Origin of the sequence: Amycolatopsis sp. WAC 04169 (assembly GCF_003947535.1) — a bacterium.
Taxonomy (GTDB): Bacteria; Actinomycetota; Actinomycetes; order Mycobacteriales; family Pseudonocardiaceae; genus Amycolatopsis; species Amycolatopsis keratiniphila.
Map to the genome: position 1 here is coordinate 311694 of NZ_QHJI01000005.1, position 22167 is coordinate 333860.

At 67.8% G+C, this 22167-nt stretch carries 25 protein-coding genes; 6 read left to right on the plus strand and 19 right to left on the minus strand.

Annotated elements, in window-relative coordinates:
* Positions 1–70: 70 nt before the first annotated feature.
* The 16 genes from DMC61_RS14250 to DMC61_RS14325 form a co-directional block, all read right to left on the minus strand.
* The gene (locus DMC61_RS14250) at positions 71–505 is read right to left on the minus strand and encodes a DUF2550 domain-containing protein (protein ID WP_016336850.1); all 435 of its coding nucleotides are present in this window, start codon (positions 503–505) and stop codon (positions 71–73) included.
* 25 nt (positions 506–530) lie between these two features.
* The gene (locus DMC61_RS14255) at positions 531–896 is read right to left on the minus strand and encodes a F0F1 ATP synthase subunit epsilon (RefSeq protein ID WP_016336851.1); all 366 of its coding nucleotides are present in this window, start codon (positions 894–896) and stop codon (positions 531–533) included.
* Between the two features lie 114 nt (positions 897–1010).
* Positions 1011–2435, minus strand: a complete 1425-nt coding sequence (gene atpD, locus DMC61_RS14260; RefSeq protein ID WP_007028325.1) for a F0F1 ATP synthase subunit beta — start codon at positions 2433–2435, stop codon at positions 1011–1013.
* Positions 2435–3373 carry a F0F1 ATP synthase subunit gamma gene (locus DMC61_RS14265; RefSeq protein ID WP_016336852.1) on the minus strand — a complete coding sequence of 313 codons (939 nt, stop codon included), beginning with the start codon at positions 3371–3373 and terminating at the stop codon, positions 2435–2437. Before DMC61_RS14265 ends, atpD begins: the two co-directional genes overlap by 1 nt.
* Positions 3374–3384: 11 nt before the next feature.
* Positions 3385–5022 carry a F0F1 ATP synthase subunit alpha gene (atpA, locus tag DMC61_RS14270; protein ID WP_125689676.1) on the minus strand — a complete coding sequence of 546 codons (1638 nt, stop codon included), beginning with the start codon at positions 5020–5022 and terminating at the stop codon, positions 3385–3387.
* Positions 5023–5076: 54 nt separating this feature from the next.
* On the minus strand, positions 5077–5898 hold the full coding sequence (locus tag DMC61_RS14275) for a F0F1 ATP synthase subunit delta (protein ID WP_016336854.1): 822 nt from the start codon (positions 5896–5898) through the stop codon (positions 5077–5079).
* Positions 5899–5904: 6 nt separating this feature from the next.
* A complete protein-coding gene (locus DMC61_RS14280; protein WP_016336855.1) occupies positions 5905–6462 on the minus strand; it encodes a F0F1 ATP synthase subunit B in 558 nt (185 codons plus the stop codon).
* A 34-nt stretch (positions 6463–6496) separates the two neighbouring features.
* Positions 6497–6754, minus strand: coding sequence for an F-type H+-transporting ATPase subunit c (locus DMC61_RS14285; protein ID WP_016336856.1), 258 nt, complete (start codon positions 6752–6754; stop codon positions 6497–6499).
* 61 nt (positions 6755–6815) lie between these two features.
* Positions 6816–7613 (minus strand): F0F1 ATP synthase subunit A, encoded by a 798-nt coding sequence (gene atpB, locus DMC61_RS14290; protein ID WP_016336857.1) that lies wholly within the window; start codon positions 7611–7613, stop codon positions 6816–6818.
* A 379-nt stretch (positions 7614–7992) separates the two neighbouring features.
* Positions 7993–8448, minus strand: a complete 456-nt coding sequence (locus tag DMC61_RS14295) for a hypothetical protein (protein ID WP_016336858.1) — start codon at positions 8446–8448, stop codon at positions 7993–7995.
* Between the two features lie 56 nt (positions 8449–8504).
* Entirely contained in the window at positions 8505–9656 is a 1152-nt protein-coding gene (locus DMC61_RS14300) for a glycosyltransferase family 4 protein (RefSeq protein WP_037341400.1), read from the minus strand.
* A gap of 73 nt (positions 9657–9729) precedes the next feature.
* Positions 9730–10380 carry an L-threonylcarbamoyladenylate synthase gene (locus DMC61_RS14305; RefSeq protein ID WP_037341398.1) on the minus strand — a complete coding sequence of 217 codons (651 nt, stop codon included), beginning with the start codon at positions 10378–10380 and terminating at the stop codon, positions 9730–9732.
* A 121-nt stretch (positions 10381–10501) separates the two neighbouring features.
* On the minus strand, positions 10502–12487 hold the full coding sequence (locus tag DMC61_RS14310) for a M6 family metalloprotease domain-containing protein (protein ID WP_125689677.1): 1986 nt from the start codon (positions 12485–12487) through the stop codon (positions 10502–10504).
* Between the two features lie 190 nt (positions 12488–12677).
* Positions 12678–13544 (minus strand): peptide chain release factor N(5)-glutamine methyltransferase, encoded by an 867-nt coding sequence (gene prmC, locus DMC61_RS14315; RefSeq protein WP_007028336.1) that lies wholly within the window; start codon positions 13542–13544, stop codon positions 12678–12680.
* 84 nt (positions 13545–13628) lie between these two features.
* A complete protein-coding gene (locus DMC61_RS14320) occupies positions 13629–14177 on the minus strand; it encodes an HD family hydrolase (RefSeq protein ID WP_125689678.1) in 549 nt (182 codons plus the stop codon).
* A 7-nt stretch (positions 14178–14184) separates the two neighbouring features.
* Positions 14185–14532 carry a MerR family transcriptional regulator gene (locus DMC61_RS14325; protein WP_016336864.1) on the minus strand — a complete coding sequence of 116 codons (348 nt, stop codon included), beginning with the start codon at positions 14530–14532 and terminating at the stop codon, positions 14185–14187.
* A 59-nt stretch (positions 14533–14591) separates the two neighbouring features.
* On the opposite strand from DMC61_RS14325, the gene DMC61_RS14330 reads away from it, so the two are divergent.
* Together DMC61_RS14330 and DMC61_RS14335 are read left to right on the plus strand one after the other, a co-directional pair.
* Positions 14592–15377, plus strand: a complete 786-nt coding sequence (locus DMC61_RS14330) for an alpha/beta fold hydrolase (protein WP_125689679.1) — start codon at positions 14592–14594, stop codon at positions 15375–15377.
* 31 nt (positions 15378–15408) lie between these two features.
* On the plus strand, positions 15409–16842 hold the full coding sequence (locus DMC61_RS14335; protein WP_125689680.1) for a hypothetical protein: 1434 nt from the start codon (positions 15409–15411) through the stop codon (positions 16840–16842).
* A gap of 4 nt (positions 16843–16846) precedes the next feature.
* Here the strand turns inward: DMC61_RS14335 and DMC61_RS14340 are convergent, their stop codons facing one another.
* A complete protein-coding gene (locus DMC61_RS14340; protein WP_125689681.1) occupies positions 16847–18574 on the minus strand; it encodes a hypothetical protein in 1728 nt (575 codons plus the stop codon).
* A gap of 142 nt (positions 18575–18716) precedes the next feature.
* Between DMC61_RS14340 and DMC61_RS14345 the strand changes: the two genes are divergently transcribed.
* Genes DMC61_RS14345 through DMC61_RS14355 form a run of 3 tightly spaced genes read left to right on the plus strand, consistent with a single transcriptional unit; the run spans position 18717 to position 19977 of the window.
* Positions 18717–19454 (plus strand): hypothetical protein, encoded by a 738-nt coding sequence (locus DMC61_RS14345; protein WP_125689682.1) that lies wholly within the window; start codon positions 18717–18719, stop codon positions 19452–19454.
* A gap of 38 nt (positions 19455–19492) precedes the next feature.
* Complete coding sequence (locus DMC61_RS14350) at positions 19493–19774, plus strand: hypothetical protein (RefSeq protein ID WP_125689683.1); 282 nt, start codon at positions 19493–19495, stop codon at positions 19772–19774.
* Positions 19771–19977: a hypothetical protein gene (locus DMC61_RS14355; RefSeq protein WP_125689684.1), complete on the plus strand. Its 207-nt coding sequence runs from the start codon at positions 19771–19773 to the stop codon at positions 19975–19977. The genes DMC61_RS14350 and DMC61_RS14355 overlap by 4 nt, the downstream gene beginning before the upstream one ends.
* A gap of 11 nt (positions 19978–19988) precedes the next feature.
* Here DMC61_RS14355 and prfA read toward each other — a convergent pair whose 3' ends face one another.
* Together prfA and rpmE are read right to left on the minus strand one after the other, a co-directional pair.
* Entirely contained in the window at positions 19989–21059 is a 1071-nt protein-coding gene (prfA, locus tag DMC61_RS14360; protein WP_016336869.1) for a peptide chain release factor 1, read from the minus strand.
* 81 nt (positions 21060–21140) lie between these two features.
* Entirely contained in the window at positions 21141–21368 is a 228-nt protein-coding gene (gene rpmE, locus DMC61_RS14365) for a 50S ribosomal protein L31 (RefSeq protein WP_007028345.1), read from the minus strand.
* A 222-nt stretch (positions 21369–21590) separates the two neighbouring features.
* On the opposite strand from rpmE, the gene DMC61_RS14370 reads away from it, so the two are divergent.
* Entirely contained in the window at positions 21591–22127 is a 537-nt protein-coding gene (locus tag DMC61_RS14370) for a hypothetical protein (RefSeq protein ID WP_016336870.1), read from the plus strand.
* The last annotated feature ends 40 nt before the right edge of the window (positions 22128–22167 follow it).

Genomic DNA, 22167 nt, shown 5'->3' on the forward strand with positions numbered 1-22167 from the left:
CGCGTGATCAGAGGCGCGACACGCGTGATTGGAGGCGGAACACGCGTGATCAGACGGACGACACGCGTGATCAGGAAGCGCGCGGGAGGCGGCGGCCCGGCGGGGCCGACTCCAGCCAGGACAGGAAGCCGGTGAGGGCACCGGGACCCATCGCGATCTCGATCGCCTCCTGCTTGGCGGACTCGCACCGCAGGACGATCGAACCTTCGGGGACGGCGTACGCCTCCGTGCCGGAGGGGTCACGCCGGTCCGCGATCTCCATGCTTTCGCGCTCGAAGACGCGATCCGGGCCCGTCCGCAGGCTCCACACGCGGAACCAGACGAACTTCTCGCCCTCGTAGCGGCCCAGCCCCAGATGCCAGCTGGACCGCGCCTCGTCCGGACGCCACCGCAGGGCGACGCTCACCCCGCCACCGCGGCGCATCCGGACCCACCGCAACGAATACCAGGCCGCGAGCACGGCCAGGACGGTCAGGGCCCCGAGAACACCCACGGCGATTTCCACGGCCCGGCCCCTGTCCTTCGCCCGGTCAGACCGACTGACCGGCCGCGCGAAGCTGGGCGGTCGCCCTAGCCCGCTCTTGCTCGTCTTCGCCGGTCAGCGCCTTCTTGGCCGCGTCGACGTCGATCTCGTCCGAGAGCTCGGCGCTCTCGGCGAGGATGCTCACGCCGGTCGCGGTGACCGACAGGAACCCGCCGTGCACCGCGGCGGTCACGGTCTCGCCGTCCGTGGTCGTCACCTTCACGACACCACCCTCGACGAGCTGGCCGAGAACCGGCTCGTGACCGGCCATGATGCCGATCTCGCCCTCGGTGGTCTGCGCCACCACGAACGTGGCGGTACCGGACCAGAGACGGCGCTCGACGGCTACCAGCTCGACAGAAATCTCAGCCACGTAGCTTCCCTTCACCTCAGGTGCTGGCACCGAGTGTAATAGTCAAAGGTTCCGGTATGCGAACGACGGGACCAGCGTCCACAGTAGACACTGATCCCGCCGCTCATCGGAACATCACTTCTTGGTGATTTCCTTGTACTTCTTCTCGAGGTCTTCGAGGCCACCGATACCCAGGAACGCCTGCTCCGGGTAGTGGTCGAAGTCGCCCTTGGTGATGCGGTCGAACGACTCGATGGTCTCCGACAGCGGCACGGTCGAGCCCGGGATCTGCGTGAACGCCTCGGCGACCAGCATGTTCTGCGACAGGAACCGCTCGATGCGGCGCGCGCGCTGAACGGTCAGCTTGTCCTCTTCCGAGAGCTCGTCCATACCGAGGATCGCGATGATGTCCTGCAGCTCCTTGTACTTCTGCAGGATCCGGATGACCTCGGAGGCCACGCGGTAGTGGTCCTCACCGACGATGGCCGGGTCGAGAATGGTCGACGTCGACGCCAGCGGGTCCACCGCCGGGAAGATGCCCTTCTGGAACACCGACCGCGAAAGCTCGGTGGTGGCGTCCAGGTGGGCGAACGTCGTCGCCGGGGCCGGGTCGGTGTAGTCGTCCGCGGGGACGTAGATCGCCTGCATCGAGGTGATCGAACGACCACGGGTCGAGGTGATCCGCTCCTGGAGCTGACCCATCTCGTCGGCCAGCGTCGGCTGGTAACCCACGGCCGAAGGCATGCGGCCCAGCAGGGTCGACACCTCGGAACCGGCCTGGGTGAACCGGAAGATGTTGTCGATGAAGAGCAGCACGTCCTGGTTCTGCACATCGCGGAAGTACTCCGCCATGGTCAGCGCGGACAGCGCGACCCGCATACGGGTGCCCGGCGGCTCGTCCATCTGGCCGAAGACGAGGGCGGTGTCGTTGATGACGCCGTCCTCGGACATCTCCAGGAAGAGGTCGTTGCCCTCACGGGTGCGCTCGCCGACACCGGCGAACACCGAGGTACCACCGAAGTTCCGGGCGACACGGGTGATCATCTCCTTGATGAGCACCGTCTTGCCGACGCCGGCACCGCCGAACAGGCCGATCTTCCCACCCTGCACGTACGGGGTCAGCAGGTCGACGACCTTGAGGCCGGTCTCCAGCATCTCCGTCTTGCCTTCGAGCTGGTCGAAGGACGGCGGGTTGCGGTGGATGCCCCAGCGCTCGAGGTCGTCGCCGTAGCCGGGCTCGTCCAGGCACTCGCCGAGCGCGTTGTAGACGTGGCCCTTGACCTTGTCGCCGACCGGGACCGTGATGGGGCCGCCGGTGTCGGTGACCTCGGCGCCACGGACGAGACCGTCCTGCGGCTGGAGCGAAATGGTGCGGACGAGGTTGTCGCCGAGGTGGCTGGCGACCTCGAGCGTCACCGTCTTGCGCAGCTGCTCGAACTCGATTTCGACCTTGAGCGCGTTGAACTGGTCGGGAACGGAACCGCGCGGGAATTCGACGTCGACGACCGGGCCGGTCACCGAGACGATGCGCCCCTTGGCACGGGCTTCAGTACTGGTCATCAGTCATCACTTCCTGCTGCGGTGAGAGCGTTCGCCCCACCGACGATTTCGGAGATCTCCTGGGTGATCTGCGCCTGGCGGGCCTGGTTCGCCTCCCGCGTCAGCGTGTTCACCAGTTCGTTCGCGTTGTCCGACGCCGCCTTCATCGCGGTCCGGCGGGCCGCGAGTTCGGATGCCGCCGACTCGAGCATCGCCGCGAAGAGCCGCGTGTTGATGTACTTCGGCAGCAACGCGGCGAGCAGCTTGTCGGCGCTGGGCTCGAACTCGTAGCTCGGGAGCAGGCTCTCGGGCTTCTCCTCTTCGCCCTCGGTGTACTCGACCTCGAGCGGCGCGACGCGCTTGGCGACCGGACGCTGGGTGAGCATCGAGACGAACTCGGTGTAGACGACGTGGATCTCGTCGACACCCAGGATGCCGTCGGCGTTGCCGGCCTCGTCGTCGGCGCCGTTCAGGAACGACTCGACGATGAGCTCGCCCGCCTCCGCGGCGTTGACGTAACCGGGCTGGTCGGAGAAGCCCGTCCAGCTTTCGGCCACCTCGCGGCCACGGAACCGGTAGTAGCTCAGGCCCTTGTTGCCGGTCACGTACAGCACCGGCTCCTTGCCCTGCTCACGCAGCAGCGTGAGGAGCTCCTCGGTCGCCTTCAGCACGTTGGAGTTGTATCCACCGCACTGACCCTTGTCGCTGGTGATCACGAGGACCGCCGCGCGCTTCGGGTTCGGACGCTCGACCAGAAGCGGGTGGTCGAGGTTGGCCGAGGCGCCGGCCAGGGCCGAGAGCACGTTCGTGATCTCGTCCGAGTAGGGCCGGGACGCCGCGACCTTCGCCCGCGCCTTGGTGATGCGCGCGGTGGCGATGAGCTCCATCGCCTTGGTGATCTTGCCGATGGACTTGGTCGCCTTGATACGCGACCGGAGTTCTCGGAGTTGTGCGGCCATGAGCTATCAGCTCACTTCTTCGGGGCGGGCTTGTTGACCTTGACGGTCTCCTGCCCGACCTTCTCGGCGTCCATCGCGTCGGAGACCTCGACGAGGCTCTTGCCCTCGGCGGTGGTGAACTCCTTCTTGAACTCGTTCACCGCGTCGACCAGCCCGGAAGCGGTCTCGTCGGAGAACTTGCCCGACTCGCGGATGTCCTTGAGGAGCTCGCCGTTCTTGCGGCGCGCGGACTCGATGAACTCGTGGTTGAAGCGGCGCACGTCTTCGGTCGGGACCGAGTCGTAGTGCCCGTTGGTGCCGAGGTACACCGTGACGACCTGCTCCTCGACCGGGATCGGGGAGTACTGCGGCTGCTTGAGCACCTCGTACAGGCGGGCACCGCGCTCGAGCTGCGCCTTCGACGCGTCGTCGAGGTCCGAGGCGAAGGCCGCGAAGGCCTCCAGCTCGCGGTACTGCGACAGGTCGATACGGAGCGAACCCGAAACCGACTTCATCGCCTTGACCTGCGCGGCACCACCCACGCGGGAAACCGAGATACCCACGTCGATGGCCGGGCGCTGACCGGCGTTGAACAGGTCCGACTGGAAGAAGCACTGACCGTCGGTGATCGAGATGACGTTGGTCGGGATGTAGGCCGACACGTCGTTCGCCTTGGTCTCGATGATCGGGAGACCGGTCAGCGAGCCCGCGCCCAGCTCGTCCGAGAGCTTCGCGCAACGCTCGAGGAGACGGGAGTGCAAGTAGAAGACGTCGCCGGGGAAGGCTTCACGGCCCGGCGGGCGACGCAGCAGCAGCGAGATCGCGCGGTAGGCGTCGGCCTGCTTGGTCAGGTCGTCGAACACGATGAGGACGTGCTTGCCCTCGTACATCCAGTGCTGGCCGATGGCCGAGCCGGTGTACGGCGCGATCCACTTGAAGCCGGCGGAGTCCGACGCGGGGGCCGCGACGATGGTGGTGTACTCCATCGCGCCGGCGTCCTCGAGGGACTTCTTGACCGCGGCGATCGTGGAGCCCTTCTGGCCGACCGCGACGTAGATGCAGCGAACCTGCTTCTTCGGGTCGCCGGTCTCCCAGTTGGCCTTCTGGTTGATGATCGTGTCCACCGCGACGGCCGTCTTACCGGTCTTGCGGTCACCGATGATCAGCTGGCGCTGGCCACGGCCGATCGGGGTCATCGCGTCGATCGCGGTGATACCGGTCTGCAGCGGCTCGGCCACCGGCTGGCGCTCGACCACCGAAGCGGCCTTGACCTCCAGCGGGCGACGCTCGGTGGTCTCGATCTCGCCGAGGCCGTCGATCGGGGCGCCCAGCGGGTTCACGACGCGGCCGAGGTAACCCTCGCCGACCGGAACCGAGAGGACCTGACCGGTCCGCTTGACTTCCTGACCTTCGACGACGGTCTCGAAGTCACCGAGGATCGCGGCACCGATGGAGCGCGCGTCCAGGTTCAGCGCCACGCCGAGGACCCCGCCGGGGAACTCGAGCAGCTCGTTGGCCATCGCCGAGGGAAGACCCTCGATGTGGGCGATACCGTCACCGGCGTCGACGACGACGCCAACCTCTTCCCGGCTCACGTCCGGGGCGTAACTCGAGACGTAGTTCTCGATCGCGCTACGGATCTCATCCGAGGAGATCGTCAGCTCCGCCATTTCGTTCCCGCTCTCGCTTCGTTCGTGCCAGTGTGCAAAGTCGTTGTTGTGGGGTCAGCCGGCCAGCCGGCGACGCAGGGCGTCGATCCGCCCCGCGGTGCTGCCGTCGATGACCTCGTCGCCGACGCGGACGACGAGCCCGCCGCCGAGTGACGGGTCGACCTCGACGTGCAGCGCGAGCTGCCGCCCGTAAAGGGCGTTGAGCTTCTCGCTCAGCCGAGCCTGCTGTTCGTCGGACAGCGCGCTCGCGCTGGTCACCCGGGCGACCGAGCGTTCACGGCGTTCCGCGGCCAGCTGGACCAGCTCTTCGAGGGCGTTGCCGACCCCGCGGCCCTTGGCGCGCAGTACGACCTGCTCGACGAGGGTCTTGGTGACCACGTCCACCTTGTCGGCGAACAGGGTGCGGACCAGGGTCCGCTTCGCCTCGGCGGGTGCGGTCAGGTCGGACAGTGCCCGTTCGAGCTCCGGCTCACCCGCGACGATACGGCTGACCCGGAACAGCTGGTCTTCGACAGCGTCGATGTTCCCGGACTTCTCCGCACTGGTGAGCAGCGCCGAGCGGCCGAGGGCCTCGAGCCCGTCGGTCAGTTCGCGCGGGCTCGACCAGCGGCTGCCCGCCACGGAGTCGAGCACCTGCAGGGCCGGTTCGGAAACCTTGCCCGCGAGGACCCCGCGGGCGAGGCCGATCCGGGCTTCGGACGAGGCCGAACCGTCGGCGACGGCCCGGCGCAGGCCGATCTCCCGGTCCAGCAGGGCGACGACCGAAAGCAGCTCGTCGCCGACCGTCGCCGGGTCCGTACCCGCGGCGGCCAGAACCTCGCCGAGACGCTTCTCGGCGAGGTCGAGCGCTTCACGGCTCGCAGCATGCAGCGTCATTCTGGTCTACTTCCCCGCTCCGTTGGAGGCACCAGCGGTCTCCAGCTCGGCAAGGAACCGGTCCACGGTGCCGTGGCGGCGCGCGTCGTCCGCGAGCGACTCGCCGACGATGCGGCTGGCCAGCTCGACGGAGTTACGGCCGAGTTCGGCGCGCAGCTCGGCGATGATCTGCGCCTTCTGGGCCTGCAGCTGAGCCTGCCCCTGGGCGACGATGCGCTGGGACTCGGCTTCGGCCTCGGCCCGCAGCTCCGCCTTGATCTGCTCGGCTTCGAGCCGGGCGTCGTCGCGGATCTTCGCGGCCTCGGAACGGGCTTCCGCCAGCTGCGCCTTGTACTGCGCAAGGTTTTCTTCGGCTTCGGCCTGAGCCTTTTCGGCCCGCTCGATGCCACCCTCGATCAGCTTGGTCCGCTCCTCGTAGGTCGCCTCGAAACGGGGAACGACGTACTTCTTCAGAACGAACAGCAGCAGAAGGAAGGCGATGAACCCGAGAATGAGCTCGGGAACGTGCGGCACGATCGGGTTGGGCGCGTCTCCGGCGGCCAACACCAATTCGGTCTTCAGCACAACGTCTCCTTAAGCGAGATGAGCCAGGAAAAACTCAGCCGACGGAGGCGAGGAAGTAGATAACGATACCGATCAGCGCCAGCACCTCGGTCAGCACGAAGGTCGAGAAGGCGATGCTCTGCAGCTTGCCCTGCGCCTCCGGCTGACGGGCGGTGCCGTTGATGACCGCGGCGAAGATCAGACCCACACCGATACCGGGGCCGATCGCACCGAGGCCGTAGCCGATGGCGGCGAGACCCGGGTTGATGTTGGAAGCGGCCTCGGCAGCCTGCGCAAGAACGATGTTGCTCACGTGCGTTTCCCTTCAAACTCGGTCCGCGCGACTCACGCGGATCGGGGGCTTTTGGTGTTTCTCAGTGCTCCGACGCCAGCGCGGCGCCGATGTACCCTGCGGACAGCAGTGCGAAAATGTATGCCTGCAGGACCTGGATGAATGCCTCCAGGAACGTCATCGCGATGGCGAACAGGAACGCCACCGGCGACGCGACCTTCACGATGCCTTCGCCCTCGGTCAGCAGGAAGCTCCCGCCGAGCGTGAAGACCATGATGATGAGGTGACCGGCGAACATCGCGGCGAACACCCGGATGGCCAGCGTGGCCGGCGCGATGAAGAACTTCTGCGCGAACTCGATGGTGGAGTACAGCGGCAGAACGAATCCGGGGATGCCGGGCGGCGCCAGTTCCTTCTTCATGTAGTGACCGAAGCCGTGGCGCTTGATGCCGACGTAGTGGTACACCGGGTAAACAACGAGGAACGCGAGAGCGACGGGGAAGCCGAATCGGGCCATCGTCGGGAACTGGAAGAACGGGATGATCCCGAAGAGGTTGTTGACCAGGATGAAGCTGAACAACCCGAGGATCAGCGGAATGAACGGCTTGAAGTCGGCCGAACCGATCTGCTCACGCGCGATGTTGTTGCGGCCGAAGTTGTAAATCGACTCGGCGATGAACTGTCCCTTGCCGGGGACGACCTTGAGCCGGCGCGACGTCACCATGAAGTAGGTGATGATGATGATCAGGGAGATGACCACCAGCAGCATCGGCTTGGTGAAGCTCAACCAATAGCCGGAACCGAACAACGGCGGCAGGTTGAAGTCTTTGACACCAGGCGGCGCGAACTCCGCACCCTCGGCTAGTACCAGCGCGCCCACTGGGCTCCTTCCGGTTCTCCCGGCCGGCGTTCACTCCGCCGGGGGAATCGTCACGATCTGGACTTAACGTACCCGACACGTATCGGGCCGTCGGAGGCGGCCACCCCACGATGTGCTGAACACGGTTTCACGTTCCGCACACGAGGATTCTCGATGCAGTGCTCCCGGGAGACAGACGCCTACCAGCGGGTAATGAGGGACGATTCAACGCCGTCGCCACACTGCTGTTCGGGGTTCGTCATCAGGAGCCGGCAGCCGAGGCCGCCGCCCATACGCGGACCATATCAGCAGGTACCGACGGGCCGTACAGGCGTACTACATTGCCCCTGATCGGCCGAGGACCTAGGTCCCGTCCCAGGTCAGGACCTGGGTCCCGAAATCAGCGGGAGGCCGGGATGATCGTCGGGATCTTGGTCTTGCGGAAGGCCGCGAACTCCACCGCGGCGGCCACCAGGATGGCGACGATCATGGTGACACCCAGGGCCATCGGGTGGATCGACGTCACTCCGCGGAGCAGGCTCAGCGCCGCGAACAGCACGACGACCTTGAGCACGTAGCCACCGAGGGCGATCACCATCACGAACATCGGGTCCATGCCCGCGCTGAAGCGCATCAGGCCCAGCGTCGCGAGCGCGGACACGATGGCGAGCACGCCACCGATGACCGAGCCGAGCAGGCCCGGGAGTCCATTGAGGATGGTGAAGACCACGATGCAGATCAGCACCGCCGGCGGCACCAGCTTCAGGGAGGCCTTCATCATCGCGTTGGCCGCCTGCAGAACCACCTTGGCGTGGGGGTTCTCCTCCGCCTCGACGGTCTTCTCGGTCTCGCTCACAGAAAACTCCCTGGTCGTCTCAGCCCGCCAGTGTAGGCCCGTGCCGATGCGGGCCTTCAGGCAGTCCGGTTCCGCGACCGCAGTCTCGGCACGATCGACACCAGCGTCGCCAGCAGGAAGCCGAATCCGACGATCCAGAAAACCGCGACACTGTCGAAAAGCGTCACCGAAACGGCGCCGAACGCGAGCAGGCCCGCCCACAAATAAATGAGCAGCACCGCGCGGCGCTGGGAGTGGCCGATCTCCAGCAGGCGGTGGTGCAGGTGCATCTTGTCGGCCGCGAACGGGCTCTCGCCGCGGCGGGTGCGGCGGATGACCGCCATGATCAGGTCGAGCAACGGCACGAACAGCACCGCCGCGACCACCACGAGCGGCGAGAGCAGCGCGAGCGCGTCCTTACCGCTGAACTGCGGGTACGGCACGCGGCCCGACGCCGACGTCGTCGCACCGGCCAGCATGAGCCCGATCATCATCGAGCCCGAATCGCCCATGAAGATCTTCGCGGGCTGGAAGTTGTACGGCAGGAAGCCGAGACAGGCCCCCGCGAGCGTGGCGGCGATGAGGGCGGGCGGGTACGCGCCGACGTCACCGCCCGAGGAGTCGAGCAGGCCGAGTGAGAAGGAACAGGTCGCCGCGGCGGCGATGAAGCCGAGGCCGCCGGCGAGACCGTCGAGGCCGTCGACGAAGTTCATCGCGTTGACCATGACGACCACCAGCACGACGGTCAGCAGCGCGCCCTGGTTTTTGTCCAGCACCAGCACCTGGCCGAAGGAATCGCCACCGCCGCCCCACGGCACCCAGAACGACACCCACTGCACACCGAAGATCACCAGGATCCCGGCGCACATGACCTGGCCCGCGAGCTTCGTCCAGGCGTCCAGCTCGAACCGGTCGTCGAGCGCGCCGATCAGGGAGATCACCCCGGCGGCGAGCAGGACACCCAGCGAGTCGAAGGAGAAGTCGAAGCCCCGGCTCAGCGCGGGCAGCTGGTGCGCGAGCCCCATCGCGGCGGCGACACCGAGGAAGATGCCGATGCCGCCCATCCGCGGGATCGGGGTGACGTGGACGTCGCGGGCCCGCGGGTTGGCGATCGCGCCGATCCGGATGGCGACCCGGCGCACGACACCGGTGAGCAGGAAGGTCACGGCCGCCGCGGTGAGGGCGACGAGGATGTATTCCCGGATCGGGAGGCCTTGCGTGGGAGGCATGGTGCGTTACGCCGCCGAGGTCCAAGTCACTCGAACACGCTACCGCGTCAGGGGGATACGGCGGCCGACGGTCCTAGGCCAGTGACTCCGCGGGCACACCCAGTACTTCCGCGACGGCGGCACGGCTGACCGCGCCCTCCCGCAGGATGACCGGGTCGTCGCCGGTGAGATCGACCATCGTGGACGGAACGGGCTCGCCGGACGAGCCGCCGTCGAGGTACACCGCCACGCTGTCACCGAGCTGGTCGACCGCTTCCTGCGCGGTGGTCGCGGGCGGACGGCCGGACACGTTCGCGCTCGAAACCGCCATCGGGCCGACGTCGCGCAGCAGTTCCAGCGCGACCGGGTGCAGCGGCATCCGGAGCATCACCGTTCCGCGTGACTGGCCGAGATCCCACTGCAGGCTCGGGGCGTGCGGGAGGATGATCGAGAGGTCGCCGGGCCAGAAGGCCTCGATGAGCGCGCGGGCCTGCGGCGGCGTGCCGAGCACGAGTCCGTCCACAGTGGACCAGGAGCCGACCAGGACACCGACCGGCATGTCGGGGCCGCGGTGCTTGGCCCGCAGGAGGGACTGGACGGCGCCGCCGTCGAAGGCGTCCGCGCCGATGCCGTAGACCGTGTCGGTCGGGAGGACGACCAGGCGGCTGGAGCGCACCGCGCTCGCCGCCGCGGCGAGCCCGTCGGCCCGGGATTCGTGCTTGCTGCAGTCGTACACCGCGCTCATGGGCAATGAGCGTAGCGCTGCGGTGTGGCGGGGCCGAACCTCACCTCCCGAGGTGTCATGAAAGGGTCGTTCAGGACGTTTTTCGTCCTGAACGACCCTTTCATGACATGCGGAGCGAGCGTCAGAAGGCGAAAGCGGTGCAGAACGACGTCGCCGTCTTCGCCGGGTCCGCGATCGACGTCGCGGTCAGCTTGATGTGCGCGACGTGGTCACCGCCCGCGGCCCGTTTGGCGTGCGCGGTCGCCGAAGACCGTCCGCCGAACGGGACGGTGGACAGCTCGTTCGGCAGCCGCACCTCCCACCCCTTCGCGCTGGTGGACGCGCTCAGGCGATAGGTGTCGGTGTTGTACGGCGCCACCGCGCCCTTCGCGTTGCCCGTGTTGAGCACCGGGAACGAGCAGCTCGCGAGCCCCTGCTTGGCGAACGCCGGGGCCGACGGCCACAGCGAAACGCCCCTGGCCTGCGAGCCCCCTCCGTCGAGCGAAGCCACCGTGACGACGTAGGACAGCACGCCCTTGCGGTCGCGTTCGATGTCGGAGACGAGGAACTTCAGCCTGTTCGCCTCGTCGGTGTACTCGTACTTGCTCGCGGCCCCGGTACCCGCCTTGAACGCGGCGTCGTTGAGCTGGCGGTAGTCGCCGATCGGGATCGGTACCGGGGTGCCGTCCGGCTTCTTGTAGTCGGTCATGCCGATGTCGGCCGGGTTCGCGTCGATGATCCATTCGAACGGCGCGTTGTCCTGGTTCTTCGTCTTCGCGATCAGGACACCGGAATCGGGGGCGAAGGAATCGCTGCCCATCCGGTCGACGACCTCGACGGTGTAATTGTGGTAGCCGCCGCCGTCGCAGAATGGATCCTTCGAGCGGTCGCATTTCGGCGAAAGGTCCCCACCGGTGAGCGCGATGTTGATGCCGCTGTAGGCACCCTGGCCCGGCAGGACCGAACGCGCCGTGATCCTCGCCGAAACCGGGCCGGTCTTGGCCAACTGGTTCCGGTCGAGCTTCAGGACGTCTTCGGGATCGATGATGTCCAGCTTCATCTTGGTGCGCAGCATGTGGTGCGAGCCCATCGAGCCGCCCTGCGTGGCAGGGATCTGCCAGCGCGTGTGCGGTCCGCCGGGACCGTTGAAACTGCCGCGCGACATCATCTCCCACGGACCGGTGTAGGTCCTGGACGGCGGAGTGCCGAACGGGTTGTTGTAATTGTCGCCGATGCCGAGAATATGGCTCAATTCGTGCGCGTAAACCGCCTGGCCCGAGCTTTCGGCCTGGGTCGAGGAACCGGTGACGGCGTTCGGCCAGATACTCGCGGCGGATTTCCACGACGTCCACGGAACGTAGCGGGTGGACGCGGCGTTCGGCATTCCGGCGACACCGGGGCCGAATTCGTCGGGCACGTTCCCCGGCTCGCCGAATTTCATCACGCCGAATTCCTGCCAGGTCGCGCTCTCGTCCTGGCCGGCGGAGAGATAAAAGATGAAGTCGAACTGCTTGGCGACGTCACCCACGTCCGCCCGCCAGGCCGCGCCCGCGTCGGCGCGCAGGTCGCGTTTGCAGTTCGCGTCCGGCGGACAGGCGTCGGGCTGGAACTCCATGCCATATTCGAAGGACTTGCCGGGCAGGCGGTACGGCCCGAACGCGGTCAGGTCGACCCCCATCCGGCCGCCGGAGTCCTCCATCCAGTATTCGTTGATGGTGTGGCCGCGGTTGATCGCCTGCGGTTTGTTGAGGAAGTCCTGGTAGAACTTCGCGACGTCCGCCCGCGGGATGTTGCTGGCGGCGGGGCCGGGGTTGCCGAACACCGTCGAGTGCGTCGGTTGCGTGACCGCGAACTCCTGATCGGGGTAGTCCGCGAGCACCACGGCGCCCTTGAAGGTCCGCTTCGTCGGCTTCAGCGCGGGATCGGCCCAGTTCGTGCCGGGCGGTTTGCGGTAGTCGTCCCACGTCATGTGGTCCTGGTTCTCCCAGGTCGACCCGTCGATCGGGGCGGGCCAGCCTTTCACCGGCGCCTCGGCGGACGCGGGCTGGGCGACCAGACCCGGCAGTAGCGCGACGGTGGCGAGGACGGCGAGTGTTCTGAGTGGGGCTCGTCGGAGAGACGATCGCATCGGGGTACACCTCCCAGTCGGACCGCCGATGAGGCGGCCGTGATCGACGTTAGGAGGTGGGCTTTGCCCTCGGCACCGCCGGAAGTCGTGAGTCTCGCTAACTATCCGCCTGCCCCATCCCGCGTTTCGTCCTCTGAATGCGGTGGTTCGCACCACGAACTACCGCATTCAGAGGACGAAACGCGAGGGGTCAGGAGACGCGCAGGGCGGTGACGAAACGCGGCCGTCCGGCCAGGTCGAGGTGACCCTGCACGTCCGTGAGCACCCGTCGCGCCCGCACGAGCGCCGGGACGGCCGAGCCGTGCGTGTCGTCGTGCTCGATCGCCATCCCGCCGGTGGGCCGCAGCAGGCGCGCGGCGGCCGCGATCGCGTGCCGGATCACCGCCAGCCCGCTCTCCTCCGCGAACACCGCCCGCGGCGGGTCGTGCTCGGCGACCTCCGCAGGCACCGGCGTGCCTTCCGGGACGTACGGCGGGTTGCACAGGACCAGGTCGACGAGGCCGTCGAGTTCGGCGAACATCGTGCTGTCCGCGACGTCGCCGGAGTACAGCCGGATGGGCGTGTCCCCCGCGTCGGCGTGCACGTCGGCGTTGTGCCGGGCCCACGCGAGCGCCTGCGCGTCGATGTCGACGGCGTAGACCACCGCGTCCGGCCGCGCGTGCTGCACGGCCAGCGCCAGCGCGCCGGAGCCGGTGCACAGGTCGACCACCACCGGATACTCGCGTCCGTGCAGCAGTTTGAGGCCCCATTCCAGGAGCAGCTCGGTCTCCGGGCGCGGGACGAACACCCCGGCGCCGACGTTGACCGTGATGTCGCCGAGCGCGGCCCAGCCGGTGAGGTACTGCAGCGGGATCCGTTTGGCCCGCTGGTTCACGAGCTGGCCGATCGCGTCGATGACCGGTGGGTCCACCAGCGGCACCATCGGCAGGCGGCCGCGTTCGACACCGAGGACGTGGGAGGCGATCAGTTCCGCGTCCGAACGCGGTGACGCCACTCCGGCCTCGGTGAGGATGCGGGTCGCTTCCATGATGGCGAGGCGCAACGGCTGCCGGTTCACTGGTGTTCCTTCACAGAGTCAAGCCTGACACACGAGGCACGCGTGCCGGGGTCGATACACGCGGGCTCAGGGTATCGATTCCTTTCAGCGCACCCGCCACGAGAGCGAAGACAACGTCAGCGCCGCTTCGGCCACCCGCCGCGCGAGGTCGGTCTGGAGGCTCTTCGTCGCCGAGGCGATCCATTCGTCTACGTTCCGTACACCGACGTCGCGGTACTCGACGGCCTGAAGCAGCATTTCGAGCTTGTCCGCGTCGCGCGCGTAGAGCGCTTCAGGGCTTTCGGCGGACTCGTACTCGTCGACGGCGTCACGCACCGAGTCACGCGCGGCACCGGGGAGCGCCGACGTCTGCGCGGCGGTGATCGCCCGCGGATCCGGCTTTTCGACGAACCCCTTGATCGTGTGCGGGAGGTCCCCGGTCCGCGTCTCCTGCGTGTCGTGCCACAGCGCGAGGTACGCCGCCCGCGCCGGGTCCGCGCCGCCCTCGGCCGCGAGGAGGCCGGCCAGCTGCGCGACCCGCGTGGTGTGCTCGGCCACCGATTCGGGATCGCGGACTCCGGCCTGCCACCAGCCCGCCCGCCGGATCCGCTTGAGCACACCCAGTTCGAATCCGAATCTGGCCAGGGCTTCCACAGTTCTCCTACGCGTCGACGGTGAGATATCCGGCCAGTGTCCCGCGCCGCAGCCGGAGCGTGTCGATGCGGTCGTCCATTTCGGCCAGTTCCCGCCGGATCTCCGCCACCACGGTCGGGCACATGTCCAGCTCGGGCAGTTCACCCGTGGCGCACGGAAGCATCTTGCCGATGACCTGCGTGCTCAGCCCGGCCGCGAGGAGCGCGCGAATCTGCCGCACCGTGGTGACCGCGTCGTCGTCGAAGGTGCGGTAGCCGTTGGAATCGCGCCGTGACACCAGCAGCCCCTGCTCCTCGTAGTAACGCAGCAGCCGCTGGCTCACGCCGGTCCGCCGGGACAGCTCGCCGATCAGCATGTGACCCCCGTCATCCGAGTTTGACCTTCACATCGATGTCAGTACCTAACGTCGCCGGCATGACGAATCATTTCGCGCACGTCGTCCGCGGTTCCGGTCCCGGCCTCCTGCTCGCCCACGGCGCCGGCGGCGGCGTCGAGGGCAACTTCGGGAGCATCCTCGACGACCTCGCCCGCACCCACACCGTCGTCGGCCCCGACTACCCCGGCTCCGGGGCCACGCCGCGCAGCACCGAGCCGCTGGACCTCGACGCCGTCGCGGACGAACTGGTCTCCATCGCCGTCGACGCCGGTCTCGAACGCTTCGCGATCCTCGGCTACTCGCTCGGCACCGCGGTCGCCGTCCGCGCCACGACGCGGCACCCCGATCGGGTCACCGGGCTCATCCTGACCGCCGGGCTCGCGAAACCGGACAACCGGCTCCTGCTGGGTCTCGACGTCTGGCGCGAACTGCTGCGCGGCGACCGGAGGCTGCTGGCGAAGTTCCTCACCTTCGCCGGCACCGGGGAGAAGCAGCTGAACGCGCTGACACCCGCGGAGCTCGAAGCCGCCATCGACGGGCTGGTCGAGTTCATCCCGGAGGGCAGCCCGGAACACGTGGACCTAGTCGCGAACGTCGACACCCGGGCCGAACTGGCCGGGATCTCGGTCCCCACCCTCGTCGTCGCCACGGCGCTCGACCGGTTCGTCCCGCCTGCCCATTCCCGCGAGCTCGCGGCCGGGATCCCCGGCGCCGAGCTGGTCGAGATCGAGGCCGGGCACGGTATCGGCGCCGAGGCGCCCGGCGAATGGCTCGGCGTGATCCGAAAGTTCCTCTCCGCAAGTGTTGGAGAGGGTACGAACTGATCACCCTGCGGAATCTTCTAAGGTGACGCGGGTGAAGATCCGGGAAATCCGACTGACCTTGGGCGTCTTCTTCGCCGCGCTCGGGGTGCTCCTCGTCCGTTTCCTGGTGCCACGTCCGATCGGCATGGCGGACAACGGCGACGGCTGGCGCATCCTGTGCCAGCTCGGCGCCCGCGAGCTCGACCGGCCTTCGGAATACTTCGTCCGCTTCTCCTACGGCCCCGCCCCGGCCTGCAACAGCGAGTACATCTCCAGCCAGAGCTGGATCGACAAGATCGCCAGCGAGATCGGGCAGCTGCTCGGCTCGTCCGCGATCCTGAACCTGCTGGTGCTGGGGGTGCTCGGCTGTCTGCTGGTCGCGGGCGGGATCGCCGCGATCGTGGTGGGCCTGCGCCTTTCGGTCCGCAACAGCGTCATCGCCACGGCCGCGCTGCTGCTGGTCGCGGCGGACTCGGCCTTCTTCGGGTACTTCGCCTCCGTGCTGAGCGAGGGCGCTGCCTTCCTCGGGATGCTCCTGCTCGCCGGCGGGCTCCTGCTCATGCACCGCACCGGGCCGTGGCGCTACACCGGCGCCGTGGTCACCGTGCTCGGCGCGATGATCGGGATCAACGCGAAATCGCAGACGCTGCTGCTGATCCCGCTGTTCGCGATCGCGCTGCTGTTCGTCCGGCCGGAAGGCAGTCGCGGCCTGGCCCGGTGGGCGCTGCCGCTGGCCGTGCTCGCCGTCGTCGGCACGGGTACCGCGCTGGTGCAGGGGGCGGGCGACTCGGCCAACGCGGAGTACCGCGAGGCCAACATGTACCACGTCGTGTTCAACGGGATCGTGGACGGGAAACACGACACCACCGCCGACCTCGACGCGCTGGGCCTGCCGCCCGAGTTCGCGAAGTATGTCGGCACGGGCTGGTGGAGCGCGAACGCGGCCTGGCGCGACCCCGAGTACGCCAAGTACCGGGACAAGATCAGCCGACGCAACGTCGCCCAGTACTACCTGGATCACCCGGTGCGCGTCGTCGAGATGCTGCACCGGTCCGCGCAGGAGACGCTGACCGCGCGGGTGCCGAACCTCGGCAGCTTCGGTGAGCACGCCGGGCAGCCGCCGCTCGCCAAGGAGTACCGGATCCCGGTGCTGTCCGGGATCACCGGCTGGATCGCGCCGCTGGGGCTGTTCGCCCTGCTGCCGATCTGGCTGCTCATCGGCTGGGCTGGGCTCCGCGCCTTCCGCAACCGCACCGGACGCCGCGACGTCGGCATCGTGGTGCTCATGTTCCTGCTCTTCGCGATGGGCCAGATCCTGGTGTCCGGCCTCGCGGAAGGCATCGAGAACGTCAAGCACCAGCAGCTGACGATCTACCCGACGCTGCTCGCCGCCGCCTTCGCCGCGCTCTCGTTCCTGCCGAAGCGCAAGGAAGAACCGCCGGCGGCCGAGGAGCGCGAGCCGGAGACGGCGTCCCTTTCCGCTTGAGGGATCAGCGCGCCGGTTCCCAGAAGCCGGCGAAGCTGCCGCACGCGACCCTCGCGCCCGTGAGCTCGTCCTGGATCCGCTTTTCCACGCCGCCGTACGCGATCGTCCGCGCGTCGGGGCCGACGGCTTCGGGGACCGGCGCGCCCGCCGTCAGCGAAACGGCCTTGACCGTCTGGAAGAGCACGAGGTAATCCCCTTCGCGGGCAAGGTTTTCCGCCGCCTCGACCATCCTTTCCGGACTGTCGCCGGTCAGTTCCATCGGCAGCGGCCAGTCGAGCGGGAACGGGTTGCGGACCCCGAACACCGGGGCGACGAACGGATTGTCCGGCAGGACCGCGACCTTCGACGCCGGATAGCGGTCAAGGCAGCCCCGGATCTGGGCCACGTAGGTGTACACGCTGGGATTCGTGCGGACACCGCGCAGTGCCGGGGCGATGTCCCCGAGGTCCTTCGTGAGTTCGCCCTGCGGCCGGTCCGCGTACGGCGCCTTGTCGTGTGCGGACATCAGCAACAGCCCGGCGAGCACGAACGCGACCGCGGCAAAGACCCCACCCGCGGACTCGGACGGACGCGGCGGCGGCACCGCTTCCAGCACGCCCAGCGCGAAGATCCCGGCCAGCAGGCCGGGAAGCGGGTAGCCCCAGGACAGGCTGGCCATCCAGCCGAGCGCGGCGATCGCCAGGTACCGCCAGGGCAACCGTCTTCGGACGACGGCGTCGAGCAAGGCGGCCGCCAGGAAGAGCCACAGCAGCGTGACCGGCCAGCCGCCCGCGTGCTCGAAGCCGCCGTCGGCCACGACGAACACCACGACCGCCACGACGCACAAGCCCGTCGCGCCCCGGAGCCATCGGCCCGGCTCGCCGAACCGGTCGCGGGCCGACCACGCCACGGCGAGCACGCCCACTCCGAGCAGCACCGGGAAGAAGTACGTCCGCGGATCCGCCCGGCCCGCGAATTCCGCCGTCCAAAACCGGAAAAGGCCTTCACCCCACGTCTGGGTGCCGCTGGAGAGCTGCGCGATCGCCGACCGCAGGCCGCCGGCGACGGTGACCATGCCGAAGTACAGCAAAGGTGCCGCGCCGAGCACGAGGACGTCACCGAGCAGGCGCGGCCATCGCCTCGGTCGCGCGGCCGGGTGGAACAGCAGGATCAGCACCCCGATCGGGGCCGCGAACAGGAAACTCTGCTTGACGATCGCCGCGAACCCGAGGCAGAACAGGCCGGACAGACGCCGCCACCGCGAGCCCGAACGCAGCCCGCTGTCGAGCAGCCACCAGCCGACCGCGACCAGGAAGACGCCGTCGACGGTGTGCCAGGCCATCACCGGATACGTGTTCAGGCCGATCAGCACGGCGGTGAAGACCAGCCCGAGCCGCAGCGGGCCCCAGTCCAGTGGCGAGGTCCCGGTCAGGAACGCGGCGAGGGCGACCGTGGCGACGGTCAGCTGCACCATCATCACGAACCCCGAGCCGATCATCAGCGGCGCGGGGACGAGATGATCGACCAGATGCAGGTACGCCGAACCGAACGGCCGTGGCCCGAGGAAGTCCACCTGCGGGATCTCGCCGTGCAGGACACGCCACACCTGGGCGAGCACGAAGCCCTGGTCGGTCGGGTTGAACCCGAACCGGCCGATCCTCGCGACGACGGCAGCGCTCAGCAGTCCCGTTCCGGCGACGAGAACGAGGGCTCGCGGAACACGTTTCCGGGCCGCCGGAAACGATCTTTCCATTCGTGTTCTCCCGGGAGGGCTTCCCTTATCGACCAGGGAACGTAGCGGAAGCGGGGAATCGACGACAGGCCCGATCGGACGCCACTCACCGCCACCCGTAGGCTGAACGAACCTGTACGCGCCGAAGGGCTCAAAAACAGTCATGGATCTCCGGGAAACGACGGTCGTCACGCGGATATCGGCGAATATCGAAACCGAGGATTTCGCCGCGGCCGCCATGCTGGGCGAACGTCTCATCGGCGAGTTCGAGGCCACCGAGCTGGAGATCTGCCGGGCGGATCCGGAAGGCGGCTGGACGGGATACCTGGTCTCCGTCGGCTATCGCACGCCGCCCGCCGACGGCGAAGATCCCGCCGAAACACTGCATCGTGCCGCGGTACCCGCGCTTTTCCACTTCGGCCTGAATGCGGAATTCTTCGAAATCCACGGCACGCCGGAGACCGGGCAATACGGTAGCTACGACGCCTACGACGTCCCGGCGGACGGATTCACGCTTTATTCGCTGATGGCGTCCGTCGGCGGTACGGATCCCCGCGAGCCCGCGTACGTCACCAGGCACGATTTCACCCCGCGCGCGGAAACCGATGTCATTTCGCGGGTGCATCTCTACGTCCCCACCGGTGACCTGCGGCTGGCCGTGGACCTGTGCGGCCGCCCCGCGACCGATCTTTCGGCGTCGCTGGTCCGGATCAGCACGGACGCGGGCCCGTGCGAAGCGGTGCTGCTGTCGGCTTTTCCCGCACTCGCCGGGGAAAGCGGCGAGGAGGCGCTCAGCCGGGTGACGCGCGAGGTGACCGACAGGCTTTCGCACGTGAGCATGTCCGTGCGGGCGATCCATACCGCGCTGGAGGACGATCCGTTCTCCACCGAGCCGGGTTAGGTGACCGGGAGAAACCCGGCTCCGGCTAGCATCGCGGCATGATGAACCTGCTGATCGAGTTCGTCAGCACCGGCCGCGTCGGGCCGATCCACGGCGGTATGACGCTGGCAGCGGCCTCCGCCGTACTGGGTCCGGGTCATCCCCATCCGGCGTTCCGTCTGCTCGGCGGCAAAGCCGATGGATATCCCTACCGCTGGGACAACCTGTCTTTGGACGTCACCCGCGACCGGGTTTCGTCCATCAAACTCGCAACATGGCCAGGGCACACCTTTTCCGTGCCGTCTTGGCACCCAAGGGCGGGCCGCACGAGTCGACCGTGACCAAACACGAGTTCCGAGCCGCCCTCGACGATGCCCATGTCGGGTACTCGATCGAAGAGCTGTACCTCACCGATCGCCAGTCCGTGATACGTGCCGCCGACACGGCGGTGACGGCGATGTTCGGCAGATTCGACGAAAAGGACCTGGGAGTACGACCGGGCGACTATTTGCTGTCGGTTTCCAAGAACTTCGAGATTCCTTAGGACGGCGGGGATCAGCCGGCGTGGGCGGCCAGCCGCTCCTCGCGGTCCGCGGTGATGAGCGCGTCCAGCACGCCGTCGAGGTCACCGTCGAGGACCTGGTCCAGGTTGTACGCCTTGTAGTTCACCCGGTGGTCGGCGATGCGGTTCTCGGCGAAGTTGTACGTGCGGACCCGCTCGGAGCGGTCGACGGTGCGGACCTGCGAACGGCGCGCGTCGGACGCCTTCGCGGCGGCCTCTTCCTCGGCGATCGCCTGGAGGCGGGCCTGCAGCACTTGCAGGGCACGGGCGCGGTTCTGGATCTGCGACTTCTCGTTCTGGCACGAGACGACCACGCCGGTGGGGATATGCGTGATCCGCACGGCCGAGTCGGTCGTGTTCACGCTCTGGCCGCCGGGGCCGGACGAGCGGTAGACGTCGATCCGCAGGTCGTTGGGGTCGATCTCGACCTCGACGTCCTCGGGTTCGGGGTAGATGAGCACGCCCGAGGCGGAGGTGTGGATGCGGCCCTGCGATTCGGTGGCGGGCACGCGCTGCACGCGGTGCACCCCGCCCTCGAACTTCAGCCGTGCCCAGACGCCGTCGGCCTCGGCCGACCGGCTCTTGATGGACACGGTGACGTCCTTGAAGCCGCCGAGGTCCGAGTCGACCGAGTCGAGCACCTCGGCCTTCCAGCCGTGACGCTCGGCGTAGCGCAGGTACATGCGCAGCAGGTCGCCGGCGAACAGCGCCGACTCCTCGCCGCCTTCACCCGATTTGATCTCCATGACCACGTCGGAGCCGTCGTACGGGTCACGCGGCAGGAGCAGCTCGGTGAGCTTGGCCTCGAGCACGGGGATCTTGGCGGAGATCTCCTCGGCTTCGGCCGCGAAAGCGGCGTCTTCCGCGGCCAGTTCCTTCGCCGTCTCGAGGTCTTCGCGGGCGGTGTCGAGCTCGCGGACCGTCTTGACGACGGGGCTCAGCTCCGCGTACCGGCGGCCGAGCTTGCGGGCACGCGCCTGGTCGGCGTGCACGGACGGGTCGGCCAGCTGCTCTTCCAGCTGGGCGTGCTCTTCGAGCAGACCCTTCAGCGAACTCGAATCCACCACTCCACCTCTCAACGGACCCGGACAGAACCATGAAAAACGGCGCCCACCCGGACATGCGGGTAGGCGCCGTCGTTCAAGCTACTTGGCGTCTTCGGCCTTCTTGCGCTTGCCGTAGCGAGCCTCGAAGCGCGCGACGCGGCCGCCGGTGTCCATGAGCTTCTGCTTGCCGGTGTAGAACGGGTGGCAGTTCGAGCAGATCTCGACGTGGAGGTTGCCGGAGGTCTTGGTGCTGCGCGTGGTGAATTCGTTGCCACAGTCACAGTTCACGTGCGTGACGACGTACTCGGGGTGAATACCGCTTTTCATGGTGTCCTCTCTCGTTGGCTCCGGGTCCCCGAGCGGGGTGAACCGGCGCCGGACTTCAGCGGATGATTTTGCCAGATGTGCTGGCAGTGGCGTCAACGCACCCCTCCCCCGGCATATTCCAGCACGTTGAGTTATCAACTATCGACGGTGAGTTGTACAAAATTTGTACTTGATCACGGGACCGTCTTCCTGTTGGTGATTCCTCAACAGGAGGTATTGATCATGCGCAGCATCCTCGCCAAGGTGGCGAAGCCGGCGTCCGTCGCCGCGCTGGCCATCGCGGCCCTCGCCGTGGCTCCGGCCGCCGGGGCGGCCCCTGAAACGGGCGCCACCATCACCGCCGCCGACATCAACCCGGCCGCGGGAACGTTCACCACCCTGTCCGACGGTGACCTGGCCATCCAGGGCGCCGGTGACGGCACGCCCGCCGGCGCCGTCCAGTGGTTCAAGAACCACATGGGCTCCACCGCGTACCAGGGCCTCTGTGAGAAGGCCGTCGAGAACGCTTACGGGACGACCGGTGTCTGGGCCTCGGCCAACGCGCACTGGAACGGCGCGAGCCCGAAGCACACGACCGGAACGCCGCCGAAGGGCTCCTTCGTGTACTGGAACATCAGCCAGTGGGGTCACGTCGGCATCGCCGACGGCTCCGGCGGGATCTACGCCTCCAGCATCGGCGGCAAGATCGGCCACGCGTCGAGCGTGCACTACTTCAACAACTACCGCGGCTGGACCCCTGCGGCCGTTCCGCACCGCTGATCTCCTCCGCTCTCGTGAGCTAAGACGTAACTCGCGTGAT